This window comes from Pseudomonas kairouanensis (genome assembly GCF_004682055.1).
GTDB classification, from domain to species: Bacteria; Pseudomonadota; Gammaproteobacteria; order Pseudomonadales; family Pseudomonadaceae; genus Aquipseudomonas; species Aquipseudomonas kairouanensis.
Genome location: NZ_QUZU01000003.1, coordinates 149438 through 166735 on the forward strand (window position 1 = coordinate 149438; position 17298 = coordinate 166735).

A 17298-nucleotide genomic window follows, 5' to 3' on the forward strand; every position below is an offset into this window, starting at 1 on the left:
GGCTTGCTCCCGATGGCAGTGGTTCAGTCAATGTATGCAGTGACTGACACTCTGCTATCGGGAGCAAGCCCCCTCCCACATTTAGACCCCACATTTAGTGGGTTCTGTGTTCACTTGAGCTCAGGCAGCGAACGCAGGGCGAGCATCCACCTGATCAGCCTCCGGCACCGGCCCAAACAACGCCTTCTGCACCGCCTGCTGCGCCTGATGCGCCAGTGCCGCACGTTCCTGCCCGGCGCAGGCAATCGGCTTGAGCACATGAATCTCCACATCGCCCTGGTCATTGGCAAACAGGCGCATCAGGTGCGAGAGCAAATCATCATCGCCAATAAACGGTGCCAGCGGGTCGACCTGGCCATCGCGCAGGTACCGGATCGCCACCGGCTGCAACGCCACCTGCGCATCAATCGCACTGGCCAGCAAACGCCCGTGGAAGGTGCGCAGGCTGCGGCCATCGGTGGTGGTGCCTTCGGGGAACATCAGCAACGGATGCTGTTGTTCCAGGTGGCGGGTCATCTGTTTGCGGATCAACTGGCTGTCGCCTGAACCACGGCGAATAAACAAACTGCCAGCCTTGGCCGCCAACCAGCCAGCCACCGGCCAGGTGCGCACTTCGGCCTTGGACAAAAACGACATTGGCGCCACCGCACCCAGCAATGGAATATCGGTCCAGGAGACGTGGTTGCTCACCCACAACATCGGTTGCGTCGGCAATTCGCCGTGTACGGTCACGCGAAAGGGCAGGGCATGGGTCAGCCGCGCCATGAAAAACCGCGACCAGCGCTGGCGCCGTACCATGGAGTTGGCGATGCCCAGGCGCTCGAACAGCCCAAATACGCTGGCCATGCTCAGCCCCAGCGCCACCACCCCCAGCACGCGGGCAATGCGCCCGTACACCCGCAGGCGGCTCATCACATTGCAGCCTTGAAGTGGCGGGCATAGCGCGGGCAGAGGTTGTCGCGCTTGAGCAGGATAAACACGTCGGCCACCTGGAAATCTTCATCCCAGCACGGCTCGCCGCAAATCTTCGCACCCAGGCGCATGTAGGCCTTGAGCAGCGGCGGCATCTCGGCGATGACGTTGGACGGCAGGTCCAGCGCCGGCAACGGTTTTTTCGGTTCGGCGCGCAGGTGTTCATTGCACAGGTAGCGTTCGCGCAGGCGCTGCATGATCGCATGGGCCTGGATGCCGCCGTCGTGCATCGGGATGCTCGCGCACCCCATCAGGTAGCTGTAGCCGCCCTGGTTGAGCACTTCAGCCAACTCACCCCACAGCACGGCGATGGTGCCGCCGTTGCGGTAGGCGGGGTCGACGCAGGTGCGGCCGATCTCCAGGATCGGGCCTTGCAGGTGGAGCAGGCCATGCAGGCTGAATTCTTCTTCACTGTAGAAGCGGCCCAAGGTGCTGGCGGCTGCGTGGTCGAGCAAGCGGGTGGTGGCTACCAGGCGACCGGTATTCAAGTCCCGCACACCGATGTGGCTGCAGTGAACATCATAGTCATCCATGTCCAGACCCAGCTCCGCGCCTTTCAGCTTGGCGTTGAACTCGCCGCTGAACACGTTGAACCGCAGGGCCTGGGCTTCCTGCAACGCCTGTGCACCAACCAGGCGTTCGGCTTGCAGACGGCGTTCATTGCCGGTGTCGCTGATGCGGGCGATCTGAGTCATGGCGAGTCTCCGAGTGCCGGCCACGATTTCGGCCGGTCGACTTTGTTGTCCAAACTCAGGCTAGGCAGGCCCGGTGTCATCTCCATGAAGTTATGGTGACGCTTGGATGACAGCCCCTTTGTCGCAAATCTGTCATCGCCCTGGGCTAGGCTCGCGGGCTTGAATGCCCCGTTGAGTTTGCGTCCATGGTCAGAGGCTTGTTGTGTGTTGCCCTGCTGTTCGTCACCGTTAACGCCCACGCCGAAGCCTGGCCCGACAAAGCCTGGCCAGACAAGGAGTGGGCCAAGGGCACGCAGATCGAAGGCCCAGCTGTCGATGCCCTGAATGCCTACGCTTTCCCACCGCGTGATGACACCACTCGCGAAGGTGTCCGTACCGATGCGCTGCTGGTGATCCAGGGCGGCCAGATCATCTACGAGCGCTACGCCGAGCCCACCACCGCCAGCACCCCGCACCTGACCTGGTCCATCAGCAAAAGCCTGATGGCCACGGTGCTGGGCGTGGCCTATGGGGAAAACCGCTTCAAGCTCACCGACCCCGTCGCTCGGTTTTACCCGCCGATGAAACAGCACCCGAAGGTGACGATGGCCGACTTGCTGCACTGGGCCTCGGGGCTCGACTGGCAGGAAGACTACGAGTACGCCCCGCTCAAATCCTCAGTGGTGGCCATGCTTTACACCCGTGGCCATAGCGACATGGCCGAGTTCGCGGCGGATACCCAAGCCGCCCGCGCACCGGGCCAGGCCTTTCGCTACTCCAGTGGCGACAGCAATATCCTCTCCGCCGCGCTCAAAGGCATGCTCGGCCACAAGGCTTACATGAGCTATCCGTGGGACGCACTGTTCAAACCGCTGGGCATTCGCACCGCCACCTGGGAAACCGATGCCGATGAAACTTTCGTCGCCTCGTCCTATGCCTACCTCACGGCTCGTGATCTGGCGCGGGTCGGCCTGTTGATGGCGCGGGAAGGGCGTTGGGGTGATCAGCAGGTTGTGCCCAAGGACTGGGTCGCCTTCAACCGGCAGCCTTTCGCCCACTACCAGGCGGGCCAGGATGAAGCCGTACCGGGCGGCCAGTGGTGGCTCAACCAGGGTGAGCCGCGCCCCTGGCCCGATGCGCCTGCCGACACCTTCGCTGCCCTCGGGCATTGGGGGCAGGCGCTGTATGTGTTGCCCGCCGAGCGCCTGGTGATCGTGCGTTATGGCGACGACCGCGATGGCCGCTATCGCCATAACGAACTGCTCAAGCGCGTGCTTGCGGCGGTGCAGCCATGATCCGTCGTCGGCCGTTTACCAGCGTGTTTCTTTTATTGTTGCTCGCCCTTGCGGGTTGGGTCTGGCATGAGCGCGTCAACCTGCAAGCCTTCCCCGATATCATCGCGGCCTACACCGCGAAGGAATATTGCTCGTGCCGCTACGTAGCGAATAACCCTGCTGACTATTGCCGGGGTTATGTGAAGCAATACGTGGCCACCAGTGCGTTCAGCGATAACCCCGAGCGCAGCGAAGTCACCGCCAGCGGGTTGGGGCGCACCCACACTGCCCGCTGGTTCGGCGACCGCCAGGGCTGTCGCCTGCTGCCCTGAGGTTCCACCCAGTGGAACCACCTTTGATTGTCCTTGCGCTCACATCGCGGTTAGCTGGCGCTGTGCAGCAAACACGAACGGGAACACCCGCCTGTGAGGAGAATCACCATGCGCCCACACCAGCACATCCTGGATTGGCTCAGCGACGTTGCCGGCGACTTGCACGCCGTGCGTCACGATATCCACGCCCACCCTGAACTCGGCTTCGAAGAAAACCGTACCTCAGCGCTCGTTGCTAAATCCCTGGAAAGCTGGGGTTATGAGGTGCACACCGGCATCGGTAAGACTGGCGTAGTCGGCGTACTGCGCAACGGCAGCAGCCCACGCACCCTGGGTATCCGCGCCGATATGGACGCCTTGCCCATCATCGAAAACACCGGCGCTTCCTACACCAGCCAGCACGCCGGTTGCATGCATGCCTGCGGGCATGACGGCCACACCACGATGCTGCTGGGCGCGGCGCGATACCTGGCGGCCACGCGGCAATTTGACGGCACCCTGAACCTGATCTTCCAGCCCGCCGAAGAAGGCCAGGGCGGCGCCGAAGCTATGCTCGCCGACGGTTTGCTGGAGCGCTTCCCCTGCGACGGCCTGTTCGGCATGCACAATATGCCGGGCCTTCCCGCCGGGCACCTGGGCTTGCGAGTGGGGCCGATGATGGCGTCCCAGGACTTGCTCACGGTGACGTTGGAAGGTGTCGGCGGCCACGGCTCCATGCCCCATCTGACGGTGGACCCGCTGGTGGCGGCGGCGAGCATGGTCATGGCGTTGCAGACGGTGGTAGCTCGCAATATCGACACCCAGGAAGCGGCTGTTGTGACCGTCGGTGCCTTGCAAGCGGGGCAGGCTGCCAATGTGATCCCCCAACAAGCGCTGCTGCGGTTGAGCCTGCGCGCGCTCAACCCCAAGGTGCGCGAGCAGATGCTGGAGCGGGTGTTCGCGATCATTCGCACCCAGGCCGACAGCTTCGGCTGCACCGTGCAGATCGAACACCGCCCGGCCTACCCGGTGCTGGTCAACCACCCGGCCGAAACCGAATTCGCCCGCCAAGTCGGCGTGGCCTTGCTCGGCGCCGACGCGGTGGACGGCAACACCCGCACGCTGATGGGCAGCGAAGACTTTGCCTGGATGCTGCAACGCTGCCCTGGCAGCTACCTGTTCATCGGCAATGGCGTGTCGCGGCCGATGGTGCACAACCCCGCCTACGACTTTAACGACGACATCCTGCTGACCGGTGCCGCCTACTGGGGCGCGCTGGCCGAGAGCTGGTTGTAGGAGCGAGCTTGCTCGCGAAGGTCGTTAACGATAACGCAGCGTTTTCTGAGTGCCCGAGTCGCCTGTTCGTTTTTCGCGAGCAAGCTCGCTCCTACAAACTGAATGGAGTGTTCCTCATGCAGACTTCAAAACCAGGCGCATCCCGCACCCGCCAGGTAGTGGCGGCCGTGATCGGCAATGCGCTGGAATGGTATGACTTCATTGTTTACGGCTTTCTGGCCAGCATCATTGCCCGGCAGTTTTTCCCCTCGGACGACGAATACGCCTCGCTGCTGATGGCCTTGGCGACTTTTGGCGTGGGCTTTTTCATGCGCCCGGTGGGCGGCATCCTGCTGGGGATGTATTCCGATCGCAAAGGCCGCAAGGCCGCGATGCAGCTGATTATCCGGCTGATGACCGTGTCTATCGCACTGATCGCCTTTGCCCCCAATTACGCCGCCATCGGCATGGGTGCGCCGATGCTGATCGTGGTGGCGCGCATGCTCCAGGGCTTTGCCACCGGCGGTGAGTACGCGAGCGCCACGGCGTTTCTGGTGGAAAGTGCGCCGGCCCATCGCAAGGGGTTGTATGGCTCCTGGCAGTTGGTGGGGCAGTGCCTGGCAGTGTTTGGCGGCGCGGCGATGGTGGCGATGGTCACTCACTTCTTTTCGCCCCAAACCCTCGACCTATGGGGCTGGCGCCTGCCGTTTGTGTTCGGTTTGCTGATCGGTCCGGTAGGGCTGTGGATTCGCCGGCACATGGAAGACCCGGAAGAATTCATCGAGGCACGCAAGCAGGCGACCGGCCCGGCGCCGAGCCTGATGCAGGTAGTGCGCGAGCATCGACGCAGCATCCTGGTGTCGATGGGTCTGGCCTGCGGCGCGACGGTGTCGTTCTACGTGGTGCTGGTGAATATGCCGACCTTCGCCCACAAAAACCTCGGCCTGCCGCTGGACCAGGTGTTGATGGTGCAGATGTTCGCAGTGGCGCTGATGACTGTGGTCATTCCCCTGTCGGGCCTGCTGTCGGATCGCCTGGGGCGGCGCCCGGTATTGATGGCGTTCACCTTGGCGTTTTTCGTGATGGTCTACCCGTTGTATGTGTGGGTGGCCGCCGCACCCTCCATTGAGCGTCTGTTGGTGATGCAGGTGATGTTGTGCACCGCTATCGGCGGTTTTTTCGGCCCGGCACCCACCGCGTTGGCCGAGCAGTTTCCCATCGAGGTGCGCTCGACGGGCGTGTCGGTGGCCTATAACGTGGCGGTCATGGTGTTTGGTGGCTTTGCGCCGTTGATCGTGACCTGGCTGAGCAAGGTGCTGGGCACGCCGGTGGCGCCGTCGTTCTACGTACTGTTTGCTTGCGTACTGACCCTGCTGGGCACTTACTGCATGCAGGAGGCGCCACGGGCCAAGAAACCGCTGCCGTTTTCCAGAGAGGTGAAGCCTTGAGTATTGTTGATTGGGATGCCACCGAGTTGTCGCGGGCGATCCATGCGCGCGAGGTGTCGTGCGAAGAGGTGATGCAGGCGTACCTGGCGCAGATCCAGCGTTTTAACCCGGATGTGAAGGCGCTGGTGTCACTGCGCGATGCCGATGACGTGCTGGCCGAGGCGCGAGCCTGTGATCGTGAGTTGCAGCAGGGCCAGTCACGCGGCTGGATGCACGGCATGCCCCAGGCGATCAAGGACCTGGCGGCCACCAAGGGGTTGCGCACCACGCTGGGTTCGCCCTTGTTCGCCGAGCATGTGCCCAGCGAAGACGCCATCAGCGTGGCGCGGGTGCGGGCCAGTGGCGCGATCATTATCGGCAAGACCAACGTGCCGGAGTTCGGCCTGGGCTCGCAAACCTACAACACCCTGTTCGGCACCACGGGCAACGCCTATGACCCAAGCCTGGTCGCGGGCGGCAGCAGCGGCGGGGCGGCGGTGGCCCTTGCGCTGCGCATGCTGCCGGTGGCCGACGGCAGCGATATGATGGGCTCGTTGCGTAACCCGGCAGCCTTCAACAATGTGTTCGGCCTGCGCCCGTCCCAGGGCCGGGTGCCGTATGGGCCCACGCCGGAGCTGTTCGTGCAGCAGCTGGGTACCGAAGGCCCGATGGGCCGCAGCGTGACAGATGTGGCGCGCTTGCTGAGTATCCAGGCCGGTTACGACCCTCGGGTGCCGTTGTCCTCCAAGGAGGATCCGGCGGTTTTCGGCGAACCTTTGCAACGTGACTTCAAAGGTGTACGCCTGGGCTGGCTGGGCGACTACAACGGCTACCTGTCGATGGACGACGGTGTGCTTAGCCTGTGCGAAGCGTCCCTCGGCGATTTCGCCGCGCTGGGGTGTGAAGTGGAAAGCTGCCAGCCGGACTTTTCCATGGCCCGCCTGTGGCGCAGTTGGCTGGTGCATCGCCATTGGCTGGTGCATGGCAACCTCGGCGCGGCCTACGCCAACCCGCACAAACGCACGCTGCTCAAGCCCGAAGCGCAATGGGAAGTGGAGGGCGGCCTGGGCTTGAGCGCGCAGCAGGTGTACCAAGCCTCGGTAGACCGCAGCGAGTGGTATCGCGCCCTGGCCAAATTGTTCGAACGTTACGATTATTTGCTGTTGCCCACCGCTCAAGTGTTCCCTTTCGATGCACAGCAGGCGTGGCCGCGCCTTGTCGGTGGGCGCGAAATGGACACTTACCACCGCTGGATGGAAGTGGTGATCGGCCCGACGTTGGCCGGCCTGCCCAGCATGAGCGTGCCGGTGGGATTCAACCCCCAAGGTTTGCCCATGGGGGTGCAGATCATCGGCCCGGCCCAGGCGGATCGGGCGGTGCTGCAACTGGCCTACGCCCATGAACAACTGACGCGCTGGGTGCAACGTCGACCGCCGGCGTGCCTTGAATCGACCGGTTGAAGCGCAACCGGGCCTGTATCTTGCTGTGAAAAATGATCATCCACCGGCATCAGGGAGATCGAACATGGCCGATACAGGCACCGTACGCTCGGTTGAACGTGCACTGGCAATCGTCGAATTGCTGGGCGAGCACCAGGCCCTGGGGCTGGAGGAGTTGCATTACCTCACGGGGTTGCCCAAGGCCACCGTGTCACGCATGTTGCTGACCCTGCAGGACCAAGGCTGGGTTTACCGCGGCCTCAGCGACCGGCGTTACCGCCTGCGCGCCCAGCGCCTGTTCGGCGATACCCAACAACGCTTCAAGCGCCAGATGGTGGAAAGCGCCGCGCCCTGGCTGCTGGAACTCAGCGAGCGCACCGGGTTGGTGGTGGACCTGTCCTGCTTTGATGGCGAGCGCCTGGAAGTCATGGAAAGCGCGATCCCTGGCGTGTTGCGCAAGCTGTACCCCAACAACTGCCAGATCGTCGGCCAGCACGCCAGCCTGTTTCATTCGGCGATGGGCAAGGCGTGCCTCACCCAATTGCCTGCCGAAGAGGTGCAGCGCTTGGCCGGACGTGACCGGGTGGCAGCCGATGAGCAATACCGCGCCTGTGAGCAAACCCAGCACCAAGGGTTTGGTCAGCGCACTGAAGGGTACTGGGAGTACCCGGTGCGATTGCCGTTCTTGATTCGCGCCGTGGCGTTGCCGGTGCGGGCCAATGGGCGATTGGTGGGGAGCATGGCGTTGCATTGGCCGATGCATCAGGCGCCCGTGGAGCGGGTGTTGAATTTGCATATGGCCAGTTTGGAACAGGCAGTGGGTGAGGTTCAGCGCACACTGATCTGACAGCCGCCACAGAACAAATGTGGGAGGGGGCTTGCTCCCGATAGCGGTGTATCAGCCAACTAATTTATGACTGAACCACCGCCATCGGGAGCAAGCCCCCTCCCACAAGAGCCCTATTCCACATTGGATTTGCGTCGCTTGTGACAATGCGCTTAAGGTTCGTGCAGGTTTTTCGCCCCACGAGTCTTCAATGTCAATCAAACCCCTGGCCCTCGCCCTGCTGGCCGCCGCTGCCGTGCCCGCCCATGCCGATTGGTACCTGGATAACGAGTCCTCGCGCCTGTCGTTCGTCACCAGCAAGAACACCGAGATCGCCGAGGTCCATCGCTTTTTGGTGTTGCACGGCAAGGTCGACGGCAAAGGCGCTGCACAGGTTGAAGTGGAGCTGGAGTCAGTCAATAGCGGCATCCCGATGCGCGACGAGCGCATGCGCAATCAGTTGTTCGAGATCAAGACCTTCCCCGACGCGCTGATCAACGCGCAAATCAACCTGCAACCCATCAACGATTTGGCCCCTGGCGCGCAGTTGGAGTTGCGCTTACCGCTGAGCGTCACCCTGCATGGCAAGACCCAGACCTACAGCGCCGAACTGCTCGCGACCCGCTTGGATGACCGACGTTTTCAGGTGGTGACCCTGGAACCGCTGGTGTTGCACGCCGAGGATTTTGACTTGATGCCAGGCGTAGCGGCATTGCGCAAGGCGGCCGGCCTGGCCTCCATCAGCTTGTCGGTGCCGGTGGGTGCGGTGCTGATCTTTACGGCGCGCTGACCATGGCTGGCGCAGTGTTCCCGTGGCGCAGCGCCAACCGCTTCGAGTTGTTGATCGACGGTCCGAGTTTTTTCCCACAGATGCTGGTGGACATTGCCCGCGCCGAACGACAAGTCGAGCTTGAGTTGTACCTGGTGGAGGCGGGTGCCTGCGCCGAGGCCATGGTGCAAGCGCTGGTACTGGCCGCCGAACGCGGTGTGCAGGTGCGCTGCCTGTTTGATGACTACGGCAGCCTGGCGTTTACCCTCGGGCTGCGTAAGCGCTTGACCGACGCGGGCGTGGAGTTGCGCTTCTACAATCGCCTGAACTGGCGCCGCTGGATGCGCAACCTATACCGAGACCACCGCAAGCTGTTGCTGATCGATCAAACCGTCGCATTTGTGGGCGGCACTGGCGTTACCGACGAGTTCTGGACGCCGGGCAACGACACGGCCGACTGGCATGAAGTGATGGTGCAAATCAGCGGCCCGCTGGTGCTGGACTGGCAGGCCCTGTTCGATCGCCAATGGCATGCCAACGCTGCCCGCCGGGAGTGGAAGCCCGCTACTCGTTTTGGCCTGGCGCGCTTGCCCAGGATGCCCGCCACCGGGCCTGGCCTGGGGCGCGTCGCTTATGCCGACGCCCGCCAGCACCGCGACATTTTGCAATCGCTGATCCGCGCCCTGAACAGCGGCCAGCAGCGTATCTGGCTGGCCACGCCGTACTTTTTACCCACCTGGGGTGTGCGCCGTGCGTTGCGCCGTGCGGCGGGGCGTGGCGTGGAGGTGAAGTTGCTGCTCACCGGGCCGCGTACCGATCACCCTTCCGTGCGGTACGCCGGGCACCGTTACTACCCGCGCCTGTTGCGCTCGGGGGTGCAGATCTTTGAATACCAGCCGTGTTTCCTGCACCTGAAAATGGTGCTGGTGGACGATTGGGTGAGTGTGGGGTCGTGCAACTTCGATCACTGGAATTTGCGCTTCAACCTGGACGCCAATCTTGAGGCGCTGGACCCGGAATTGACGCGGGCGGTGGCGGGCAGCTTCGAGCGCGATTTTGCCCAGAGCCTGGCGGTAAGCCTGGAGGCCTGGCAGGCGCGGCCGTTGTGGCGAAGGGTGAAGCAGCGGGTGTGGGGGTGGATTGATCGGTTGGTGGTTAACCTGCTGGACCGACGCGGTTAGTTAGAGCTCTGAGGGAAAATGTGGGAGGGGGCTTGCTCCCGATAGCGGTGTATCAGCCAGTAAATGTGTGACTGACACTCCGTTATCGGGAGCAAGCCCCCTCCCACATTTTTTACCTCACCAGGCTTTAGAGCAATTCAAAGGTCTGCTGCTGCACATCCTGGGAATCCAACCCGATCTGTACATTGAACTCACCCGGTTCCGCCGCGAACTTGAGTTGGGTGTTGTAGAACTTCAAGTCTTCTTCGGTGATGGTGAAGTGCAACGTGCGCTCTTCACCCGCCTTGAGCATGACCTTCTGGAAGTTCTTCAACTCTTTGATCGGGCGGATCATCGAGCCGGCCACGTCCTGTATGTACAGCTGCACCACGGTTTCGCCATCGACCTTGCCGGTGTTGGTCACGGTGACGCTGGCGTCGAGCTTGCCGCTCTTGTTCAGGGTGGTGGACGACAGCGCCATGTCCGACAGGCTGAAGGTGGTGTAGCTCAGGCCATAGCCGAACGGGAACAGGGGACCTGTGGTGTCATCGAAATACTGCGAGGTGTAGTTGCCCGGTTTGCCGGGGGTAAACGGTCGGCCAACGGTCAGGTGGTTGTAGTAGGTCGGGATCTGCCCCACCGAACGCGGGAAGGTGATTGGCAGTTTGCCCGATGGGTTGTAGTCACCAAACAGCACGTCCGCGATGGCGTTACCGCCTTCGGTGCCGGCGAACCAGGTTTCCAGGATCGCGTCGGCCTGTTGGTTCTCTTCCAGAATCGACAGCGGACGGCCGTTCATCAACACCAGCACTAACGGCTTGCCGGTGGCTTTCAACGCCTTGATCAGGTCGCGCTGGCTCTGCGGGATGTTCAGGTCGGTGCGGCTGGACGACTCGTGGGACATGCCACGGGACTCGCCCACGGCGGCCACGATCACATCCGCATCCTTGGCGGCTTTGACGGCCTCATCGATCAGCACCTGGGGCGCGCGGGTGTCATCCACCACTTCCGGGGCATCGAAGTTGAGGAAGTTGAGGTAGTCCACCACCGCCTTGTCATTGGTGATGTTGGCGCCACGGGCATAGATGATCTTGCCTTTTTCACCGATCACGGCGTTCAAGCCGTCCAGCAGGGTCACCGATTGCTCGGGCTTACCGGCGGCGGCCCAACTGCCCATCATGTCGATCGGCGCCTTGGCCAGCGGGCCGACCAGGGCGATGGTCGCGGATTTTTTCAGTGGCAGGGTGTTGTTCTGGTTTTTCAGCAGCACCAGGCTGCGGCGTGCGATGTCGCGCGCGTCGGCACGGTGCAGGCGGCTGTCGGCGTAGGTGTCGGCCGGGTCATCCTCGGCCTTGCCGATGCGCAGGTACGGGTCTTTGAACAGGCCCATGTCGTACTTGGCGCCGAGCACTTCGCGCACGGCGTTGTCGATGTCGCTCTGTTCGATCTCGCCGGACTTGAGCAGCCCCGGCAATTCCTTGCCGTACAGCGAGTCGTTCATGCTCATGTCGATACCGGCCTTGATCGCCAGCTTGGCGGCTTCACGCCCGTCCTTGGCTACGCCGTGCTTGATCAACTCGAAGATCGCGCCGTGGTCGCTCACGGCCAGGCCCTTGAAGCCCCAGTCGCGGCGTAGCAGGTCGTTCATCAGCCAGGTGTTGGCAGTGGCGGGCACGCCGTTGATGGAGTTGAGCGCCACCATCACGCCACCGGAGCCAGCCTTGATCGCCGCGTGGTACGGCGGCAGGTAGTCCTGGTACATCTTGACCGGGCTCATGTCGACCACGTTGTAGTCGCGACCGCCTTCCACCGCGCCGTAAAGGGCAAAGTGCTTGACGCTGGCCATGATGCTGTCGGCATTGGCCGGGCTTACGCCCTGGAACGCCTTGACCATCACTTCGGCAATGCGCGAGACCAGGTAGGTGTCTTCGCCAAAACCTTCGGAGGTACGGCCCCAGCGCGGGTCGCGGGAGATATCGACCATCGGCGCAAAGGTGATGTCGAGGCTGTCGGCGGCGGCTTCCTGGGCGGCGATGCGCCCGGAGCGACCGATGGCATCCATGTCCCAGCTGGAGGCCAGGGCCAGGCTGATGGGGAAAATGGTGCGATGGCCGTGGATCACGTCGTAGGCGAAGAACATCGGGATCTTCAGGCGGCTGCGCATGGCCGCGTCCTGCATCGGACGGTTTTCCGGGCGGGTGATGGAGTTGAAGGTGCCGCCGATACGGCCGGCGGCGATTTCCTTGCGGATCAGCTCGCGGGGCATTTCGGGGCCGATGCTGATCAGGCGCAATTGGCCGATCTTCTCATCGAGGGTCATCTGCTTGAGCAGGTCGCTGACAAAGGCGTCCTTGTCTTTAAGCGCAGCAGGCTTTGTTTCTGCCCATACGGGGTGACTGGCCAGAGTGGCAACAAGGCCGAGCAAACACAGCTTCTTCATGAATATCCTTTTTTGGCACACGGCACAGCGAAAATGCGCTGTTCTGCCAAAATGTGGGGAACGTATGTTGTTGTTCGAGTGTTATACCGACAAATGCCGCACACTTCGGAACTCTTATAAGCGGTGGGCATCTTTTTAGCTGATTGATTCGATGCAATCCAGTCGTGGCAGCGGATTATGCCTCACGCCTGCCAAATTCCATCTAGGTTCGCCAGGAGAAACACCATGCAAGCAGCACAGGGCTACCGCTGGGGCGTGAAAGCCGCAGTTTTGTTACTGATTAGTACCGTACTCAGCGGTTGCGGCATCAACAACATCCCGACCCTGGACGAACAGGCCAAGGCGGCCTGGGGCCAGGTGCAGAACCAGTACCAGCGGCGTGCCGACCTGATCCCCAACCTGGTGGAAGTGGTCAAGGGTTACGCCGCCCATGAGCAGGACACCCTCACCGCTGTAATCGAAGCGCGGGCCAAGGCCACCTCGATCCAGGTGGATGCCAGCACCCTCGACAACCCGGAAAAACTCAAGCAGTTCCAACAAGCCCAGGATGGCCTGAGCGGTGCCCTCAGCCGTTTGATGGTGGTGTCCGAGCGCTACCCGGACCTGAAGGCCAACCAGAACTTCCTGGCCCTGCAATCCCAGCTGGAAGGCACCGAAAACCGTATCGCCGTGGCCCGCCGCGACTTTATCCAGGCGGTGCAGGCCTACAACACCGAGATCCGTACCTTCCCTGGCCGCCTGTGGCACAGCGTGATGTACAGCGATTTGCCGATCCGCGCCTCGTTTGAAGCCACCAGTGCCGACGCCGATAAAGCGCCGCAAGTGAAGTTCAAGTAATGCTGCATTGAGGTGTCGATGGGTTTATTAAGGATAGGCCTGGCGCTGTGGCTGCTGGCCTGCGTGGGCGTGGCCCAGGCAGCGCTGAGCTTCCCGGCGCTGACCGGGCGGGTGGTGGACACCGCCCAGATGATCGACGAGCCCACGCGTGCGCGACTGACCCAGCAGTTACAGGCGCTGGAGCAGACCACCGGCGACCAGATCGTGGTGGTCACCGTGCCCGACCTACAGGGCGTGCCCATTGAGGACTTCGGTTATCAATTGGGCCGTCACTGGGGCATCGGCCAGAAGGGCAAGGACAACGGCGCGCTGTTGATCGTGGCCCGCGATGAGCGCAAATTGCGCATCGAAGTCGGCTACGGCCTGGAAGGCGTGCTCACCGATGCGCAGTCGTGGGTGATCATCAACCAGGTGATTGCGCCCAAGTTCAAGGCCGGCAACTACAGCCAGGGCATCAGCGATGGCGTGGCGGCGATGCTGCAAGTGGTGGGCGGAGAACCGCTGGCGGTGCCGGCCCATGTGGCGGACGCCAACTTTGCCAAGGATAATCCCGGGTTTTCCATCGGCCTGTTTGTTTTGCTGATCGGCGTGTTGTGGCTGTGTCACCGTATGGGCTTGCCGATAGGCGCGATCCTGCTGGCGATCCTCAGCAGCAGTGGCCGGGGCGGCGGCGGTGGTGGAGGCGGTGGCTTCCGGGGCGGCGGTGGCGGCTTCGGCGGCGGCGGGGCCTCGGGGGGCTGGTGATGATAATAATGAGAGAGCAAGCACAACCATGGCATTACTGACTGAACACGAGCAGCGCCAAGTCGCCGAAGCGATTGCCCGCGTGGAGAAAACCACCGACGCGGAACTGGTGACGGTGCTGGCCGCTCGCGCCGATGACTACGCCTATATCCCGCTGTTGTGGGCCAGTTTGATCGCGCTGGTGGTGCCGGGCGTGGTGCATTACCTGTCGGGCTACCTGACCATGTACACCTTGCTGTTGGCGCAATGGGCGACGTTCATTGTGTTGTGCCTGGTGTTTCGCTTGCCCAAGGTCACCACACGCCTGATCCCCCGTTCGGTGCGCCATTGGCGCGCCTCCAACCTGGCGCGGCGTCAGTTCCTGGAGCAGAACCTGCACCACACCCTGGGCAGCACCGGCGTGCTGATTTTTGTCAGCGAGGCCGAGCGCTATGTGGAGATCCTGGTGGATGACGGGATTTCCAAGCGGTTGGATGACGGCAGTTGGGATGTGATCGTCAAGGCGTTTACCCAGCAGGTGAAACAGGGGCAGACGTTGGCGGGGTTTATCAGTTGCATTGAAGCCTGTGGCGAGTTGCTCAAGGTGCATGTGCCGGTGACGCAGACGCGTAACGAGCTGCCCAACCGCCTGGTCGTACTCGAGTAAGCCAGACAATGCAGTTCTAGATGTGGGAGCGGGCTTGCTCACGAATGCGGTGCATCAGTCGCCGGATGTATCGACTGACACACCGCATTCGCGAGCAAGCCCGCTCCCACATTTTATTTTTGTGTTGGCAATACCATTACCGTTGATCAAATAACCCCGTGCCCTAAACCCCCATCCCCCCTAAAATGCCCGGCATTCCCAGCCCGAGGCGTTTTTGTTCATGTCCGTCACCGCTCAACCTGTCAGCGATCATCACGCCCAGTTCATCGAACTGCTCAGCGACAGCCTCGCGCAGAACGCCTTTATCAAGCTGGTGCTGGCCAAGTACGTCGGTGAAGAAGCCGAGCTGCAGCGGCTGATCATCAAGCCGGTAATCGTCAAGGAACAGCCCTGCCTGTCCTTCGTCTATCGCTACAAGACCCGCGACATCACCAAGAACTTCCCCCAGGCCGACGGCGTTGCCGCGATTGCCGAGTTGCTGCCTACTCAGTTCAAGAACGCGCACCTGCTGTCGCTGACCGACGAAGCCCAGCTGGAATACAGCAAGAAGAACAAAAGCTCGCTGTTCAAAAGCAAGCCCCAGCAACTGCGCGAAGCGCCGTCGGCGGAGCACAACCGCGAGAAAAATCGCTTCCTTGACCTCAGCCGGCCCTTTCTCGCCGACCTGGGCGTAACCGACGCCAAGCAGGCGCTGATCCCGTCGATGTCGCGCAAGTGGAAGCAGATCAACAAGTTCATCGAAGTGTTCAGCCATGCGCTCACCACTTCACCCTTGAAGCTGGACCAGCCGGTGCGCGTCGCCGATTTCGGCTCGGGCAAGGGCTACCTGACGTTCGCTATCCACGACTACTTGCGCAACACCCTCAAGGCCGAGGGCGAAGTGACCGGTGTTGAATTGCGCCAAGACATGGTCACCCTGTGCAACACCGCCGCCGCGCGCCTGGAGCATCCGGGGCTGGTGTTCAAATGTGGCGACGTGCGCAGCGTGGCTCCCAGCGAACTGGACGTGATGATCGCCCTGCATGCCTGCGACATCGCCACCGACTATGCGATCCACACCGGCATCCGCTCGGGAGCGTCGATCATCATGTGTTCGCCGTGCTGCCATAAGCAGATCCGCTTGCAGATCCAAAGCCCGGCGTTGCTCAAGCCAATGCTGCAGTACGGTTTGCACCTGGGGCAGCAGGCCGAGATGGTCACCGACAGCTTGCGCGCCTTGTACCTGGAAGCCTGTGGTTATGAGACCAAGGTGTTTGAGTTCATCTCGCTGGACCACACCAACAAGAACAAGATGATTTTGGCGGTGAAGCGGGCCGAGCCGGTGGATAACGCGCAGTTGCTGGAGAAGATCCAGGAATTGAAGGCGTTCTACCACATCACCGAACATTGCCTGGAAACCCTGCTGCGGGCGGATGGTTTCTTAAACTGAACGCAGAACCCCTGTGGGAACGGGCTTGCTCGCGAATGCGGTGTGTCAGCAAGTACATCTACAACTGACCCACCGCCTTCGCGAGCAAGCCCGCTCCCACATTTAGACTGTGCCAGCCTTTACTACTGGCGCTGGCTGTACGCTGGTCTTACGCCCCAACATCACCGTCACAATCACCCCACACGCAAACACCCAGGTGATCGGCTCGATCTGTTCACCAAAGAACAGCGCCGAAAACGCGATGGTGAAAAAGATCTGCAACAGCTGGATCTGGCTGACTCGCGCAATCCCGCCCATGGCCAGCCCCGCATACCAGGCAAAGAACCCCAAAAACTGCGAGAACAGTGACACATAGCCAAACGCCCACCAGGCACGCATGGAAATCGCCCCCTGATGCTGCGCCGCCAGGTACCACACCGGGCCGATCAACAGCGGTGTAGACAGCACCAGCGCCCAGCAGATCACTTGCCAGCCGCCCATCTCCTTGGCCAATCGGCCGCCCTCGGCATAGCCCAGGCCACCCACGGCAATCGCGCCGAGCATCAGCAAATCCCCCGCCTGGATGCTGCCGGCGCCGGTGATCAACGCGTAGCTCAACACCAGGCCGCTGCCCAACGCGGCGCAGGCCCAGAAGGCTTTTGACGGTCGCTCATGGGACAGCCACGCCGCATACAGCGCCACGCACAGAGGTTGCAGGCCATTAACCAGCGCGCCATGGGACGCAGGCAACGTTTGCATGGCCCACGCCGACAATACTGGAAACCCGAGGATCACCCCGGCAATCACCAGGCACAGCCCGCGCACCTGGCGCCAGGTCGGCCACTGCTCACGGCGCCACAGCAACAGCGCCGCCGCCGGGATCGCTGCGAACAACGCGCGGCCCAGGCCGTTGAGCAGCGGGTGGATTTCCTGCACCACAATGCGGGTGAAGGGCAGGGTCAGGCTGAAGATGATGACGCCCAGCAGGCCGAGGGCCATGCCGGTATTTTCGCGGGAGCTCATGGGACGAATCCGAAATGCTGAGGGCTTCAAGGGACACCCATCTAGCCACAACCCCCGCCGTTTGCGGGCCTAC

The 17298-nt window shown here is 62.2% G+C and carries 16 protein-coding genes; 12 read left to right on the forward strand and 4 right to left on the reverse strand.

What is annotated here, in order from left to right:
* Nucleotides 1-120: 120 nt before the first annotated feature.
* Together DYL59_RS04520 and olsB are read right to left on the reverse strand one after the other, a co-directional pair.
* Nucleotides 121-912 (reverse strand): lysophospholipid acyltransferase family protein, encoded by a 792-nt coding sequence (locus DYL59_RS04520; protein ID WP_135288092.1) that lies wholly within the window; start codon nt 910-912, stop codon nt 121-123.
* A complete protein-coding gene (gene olsB, locus DYL59_RS04525) occupies nt 912-1667 on the reverse strand; it encodes an L-ornithine N(alpha)-acyltransferase (RefSeq protein WP_122487961.1) in 756 nt (251 codons plus the stop codon). The genes DYL59_RS04520 and olsB overlap by 1 nt, the downstream gene beginning before the upstream one ends.
* Before the next feature lie 185 nt (nt 1668-1852).
* Between olsB and DYL59_RS04530 the strand changes: the two genes are divergently transcribed.
* The 8 genes from DYL59_RS04530 (at nt 1853) to DYL59_RS04565 (ending at nt 10148) form a co-directional block, all read left to right on the forward strand.
* A complete protein-coding gene (locus DYL59_RS04530) occupies nt 1853-2941 on the forward strand; it encodes a serine hydrolase domain-containing protein (protein WP_135288093.1) in 1089 nt (362 codons plus the stop codon).
* Nucleotides 2938-3252 carry an amidase gene (locus tag DYL59_RS04535; RefSeq protein WP_135288094.1) on the forward strand — a complete coding sequence of 105 codons (315 nt, stop codon included), beginning with the start codon at nt 2938-2940 and terminating at the stop codon, nt 3250-3252. Before DYL59_RS04530 ends, DYL59_RS04535 begins: the two co-directional genes overlap by 4 nt.
* Nucleotides 3253-3360: 108 nt before the next feature.
* On the forward strand, nt 3361-4527 hold the full coding sequence (locus DYL59_RS04540; RefSeq protein ID WP_135288095.1) for a M20 aminoacylase family protein: 1167 nt from the start codon (nt 3361-3363) through the stop codon (nt 4525-4527).
* A 116-nt stretch (nt 4528-4643) separates the two neighbouring features.
* Nucleotides 4644-5954, forward strand: a complete 1311-nt coding sequence (locus DYL59_RS04545) for a citrate-proton symporter (RefSeq protein WP_135288096.1) — start codon at nt 4644-4646, stop codon at nt 5952-5954.
* The gene (locus DYL59_RS04550; RefSeq protein ID WP_135288097.1) at nt 5951-7393 is read left to right on the forward strand and encodes an amidase; all 1443 of its coding nucleotides are present in this window, start codon (nt 5951-5953) and stop codon (nt 7391-7393) included. The genes DYL59_RS04545 and DYL59_RS04550 overlap by 4 nt, the downstream gene beginning before the upstream one ends.
* Before the next feature lie 64 nt (nt 7394-7457).
* A complete protein-coding gene (locus DYL59_RS04555) occupies nt 7458-8219 on the forward strand; it encodes an IclR family transcriptional regulator (protein ID WP_135288098.1) in 762 nt (253 codons plus the stop codon).
* Between the two features lie 190 nt (nt 8220-8409).
* On the forward strand, nt 8410-8988 hold the full coding sequence (locus tag DYL59_RS04560; RefSeq protein ID WP_135288099.1) for a YceI family protein: 579 nt from the start codon (nt 8410-8412) through the stop codon (nt 8986-8988).
* A 2-nt stretch (nt 8989-8990) separates the two neighbouring features.
* Nucleotides 8991-10148 (forward strand): phospholipase D-like domain-containing protein, encoded by a 1158-nt coding sequence (locus DYL59_RS04565; RefSeq protein WP_135288100.1) that lies wholly within the window; start codon nt 8991-8993, stop codon nt 10146-10148.
* 127 nt (nt 10149-10275) lie between these two features.
* On the opposite strand, the gene bglX is transcribed toward DYL59_RS04565, so the two are convergent.
* Nucleotides 10276-12567, reverse strand: a complete 2292-nt coding sequence (bglX, locus tag DYL59_RS04570; RefSeq protein ID WP_135288101.1) for a beta-glucosidase BglX — start codon at nt 12565-12567, stop codon at nt 10276-10278.
* Between the two features lie 225 nt (nt 12568-12792).
* On the opposite strand from bglX, the gene DYL59_RS04575 reads away from it, so the two are divergent.
* From DYL59_RS04575 to DYL59_RS04590, 4 genes are all read left to right on the forward strand, one after another.
* Entirely contained in the window at nt 12793-13404 is a 612-nt protein-coding gene (locus DYL59_RS04575) for a LemA family protein (RefSeq protein ID WP_135288102.1), read from the forward strand.
* 18 nt (nt 13405-13422) lie between these two features.
* Complete coding sequence (locus DYL59_RS04580) at nt 13423-14148, forward strand: TPM domain-containing protein (RefSeq protein ID WP_135288103.1); 726 nt, start codon at nt 13423-13425, stop codon at nt 14146-14148.
* A gap of 28 nt (nt 14149-14176) precedes the next feature.
* Nucleotides 14177-14794 (forward strand): TPM domain-containing protein, encoded by a 618-nt coding sequence (locus DYL59_RS04585; protein ID WP_028619297.1) that lies wholly within the window; start codon nt 14177-14179, stop codon nt 14792-14794.
* Nucleotides 14795-15014: 220 nt separating this feature from the next.
* Nucleotides 15015-16223 (forward strand): class I SAM-dependent methyltransferase, encoded by a 1209-nt coding sequence (locus DYL59_RS04590; RefSeq protein ID WP_135288104.1) that lies wholly within the window; start codon nt 15015-15017, stop codon nt 16221-16223.
* A 102-nt stretch (nt 16224-16325) separates the two neighbouring features.
* Here DYL59_RS04590 and DYL59_RS04595 read toward each other — a convergent pair whose 3' ends face one another.
* The gene (locus DYL59_RS04595) at nt 16326-17225 is read right to left on the reverse strand and encodes a DMT family transporter (RefSeq protein WP_135288105.1); all 900 of its coding nucleotides are present in this window, start codon (nt 17223-17225) and stop codon (nt 16326-16328) included.
* Nucleotides 17226-17298: the final 73 nt, after the last annotated feature.

Coding starts and splice junctions, on each gene's coding strand:
- DYL59_RS04520 (WP_135288092.1), bottom strand. CDS start 912: ATGAGCCGCCTGCGGGTGTACGGGCGCATTGCCCGCGTGCTGGGGGTG.
- olsB (WP_122487961.1), bottom strand. CDS start 1,667: ATGACTCAGATCGCCCGCATCAGCGACACCGGCAATGAACGCCGTCTG.
- DYL59_RS04530 (WP_135288093.1), top strand. CDS start 1,853: ATGGTCAGAGGCTTGTTGTGTGTTGCCCTGCTGTTCGTCACCGTTAAC.
- DYL59_RS04535 (WP_135288094.1), top strand. CDS start 2,938: ATGATCCGTCGTCGGCCGTTTACCAGCGTGTTTCTTTTATTGTTGCTC.
- DYL59_RS04540 (WP_135288095.1), top strand. CDS start 3,361: ATGCGCCCACACCAGCACATCCTGGATTGGCTCAGCGACGTTGCCGGC.
- DYL59_RS04545 (WP_135288096.1), top strand. CDS start 4,644: ATGCAGACTTCAAAACCAGGCGCATCCCGCACCCGCCAGGTAGTGGCG.
- DYL59_RS04555 (WP_135288098.1), top strand. CDS start 7,458: ATGGCCGATACAGGCACCGTACGCTCGGTTGAACGTGCACTGGCAATC.
- DYL59_RS04560 (WP_135288099.1), top strand. CDS start 8,410: ATGTCAATCAAACCCCTGGCCCTCGCCCTGCTGGCCGCCGCTGCCGTG.
- DYL59_RS04565 (WP_135288100.1), top strand. CDS start 8,991: ATGGCTGGCGCAGTGTTCCCGTGGCGCAGCGCCAACCGCTTCGAGTTG.
- bglX (WP_135288101.1), bottom strand. CDS start 12,567: ATGAAGAAGCTGTGTTTGCTCGGCCTTGTTGCCACTCTGGCCAGTCAC.
- DYL59_RS04575 (WP_135288102.1), top strand. CDS start 12,793: ATGCAAGCAGCACAGGGCTACCGCTGGGGCGTGAAAGCCGCAGTTTTG.
- DYL59_RS04580 (WP_135288103.1), top strand. CDS start 13,423: ATGGGTTTATTAAGGATAGGCCTGGCGCTGTGGCTGCTGGCCTGCGTG.
- DYL59_RS04585 (WP_028619297.1), top strand. CDS start 14,177: ATGGCATTACTGACTGAACACGAGCAGCGCCAAGTCGCCGAAGCGATT.
- DYL59_RS04590 (WP_135288104.1), top strand. CDS start 15,015: ATGTCCGTCACCGCTCAACCTGTCAGCGATCATCACGCCCAGTTCATC.
- DYL59_RS04595 (WP_135288105.1), bottom strand. CDS start 17,225: ATGAGCTCCCGCGAAAATACCGGCATGGCCCTCGGCCTGCTGGGCGTC.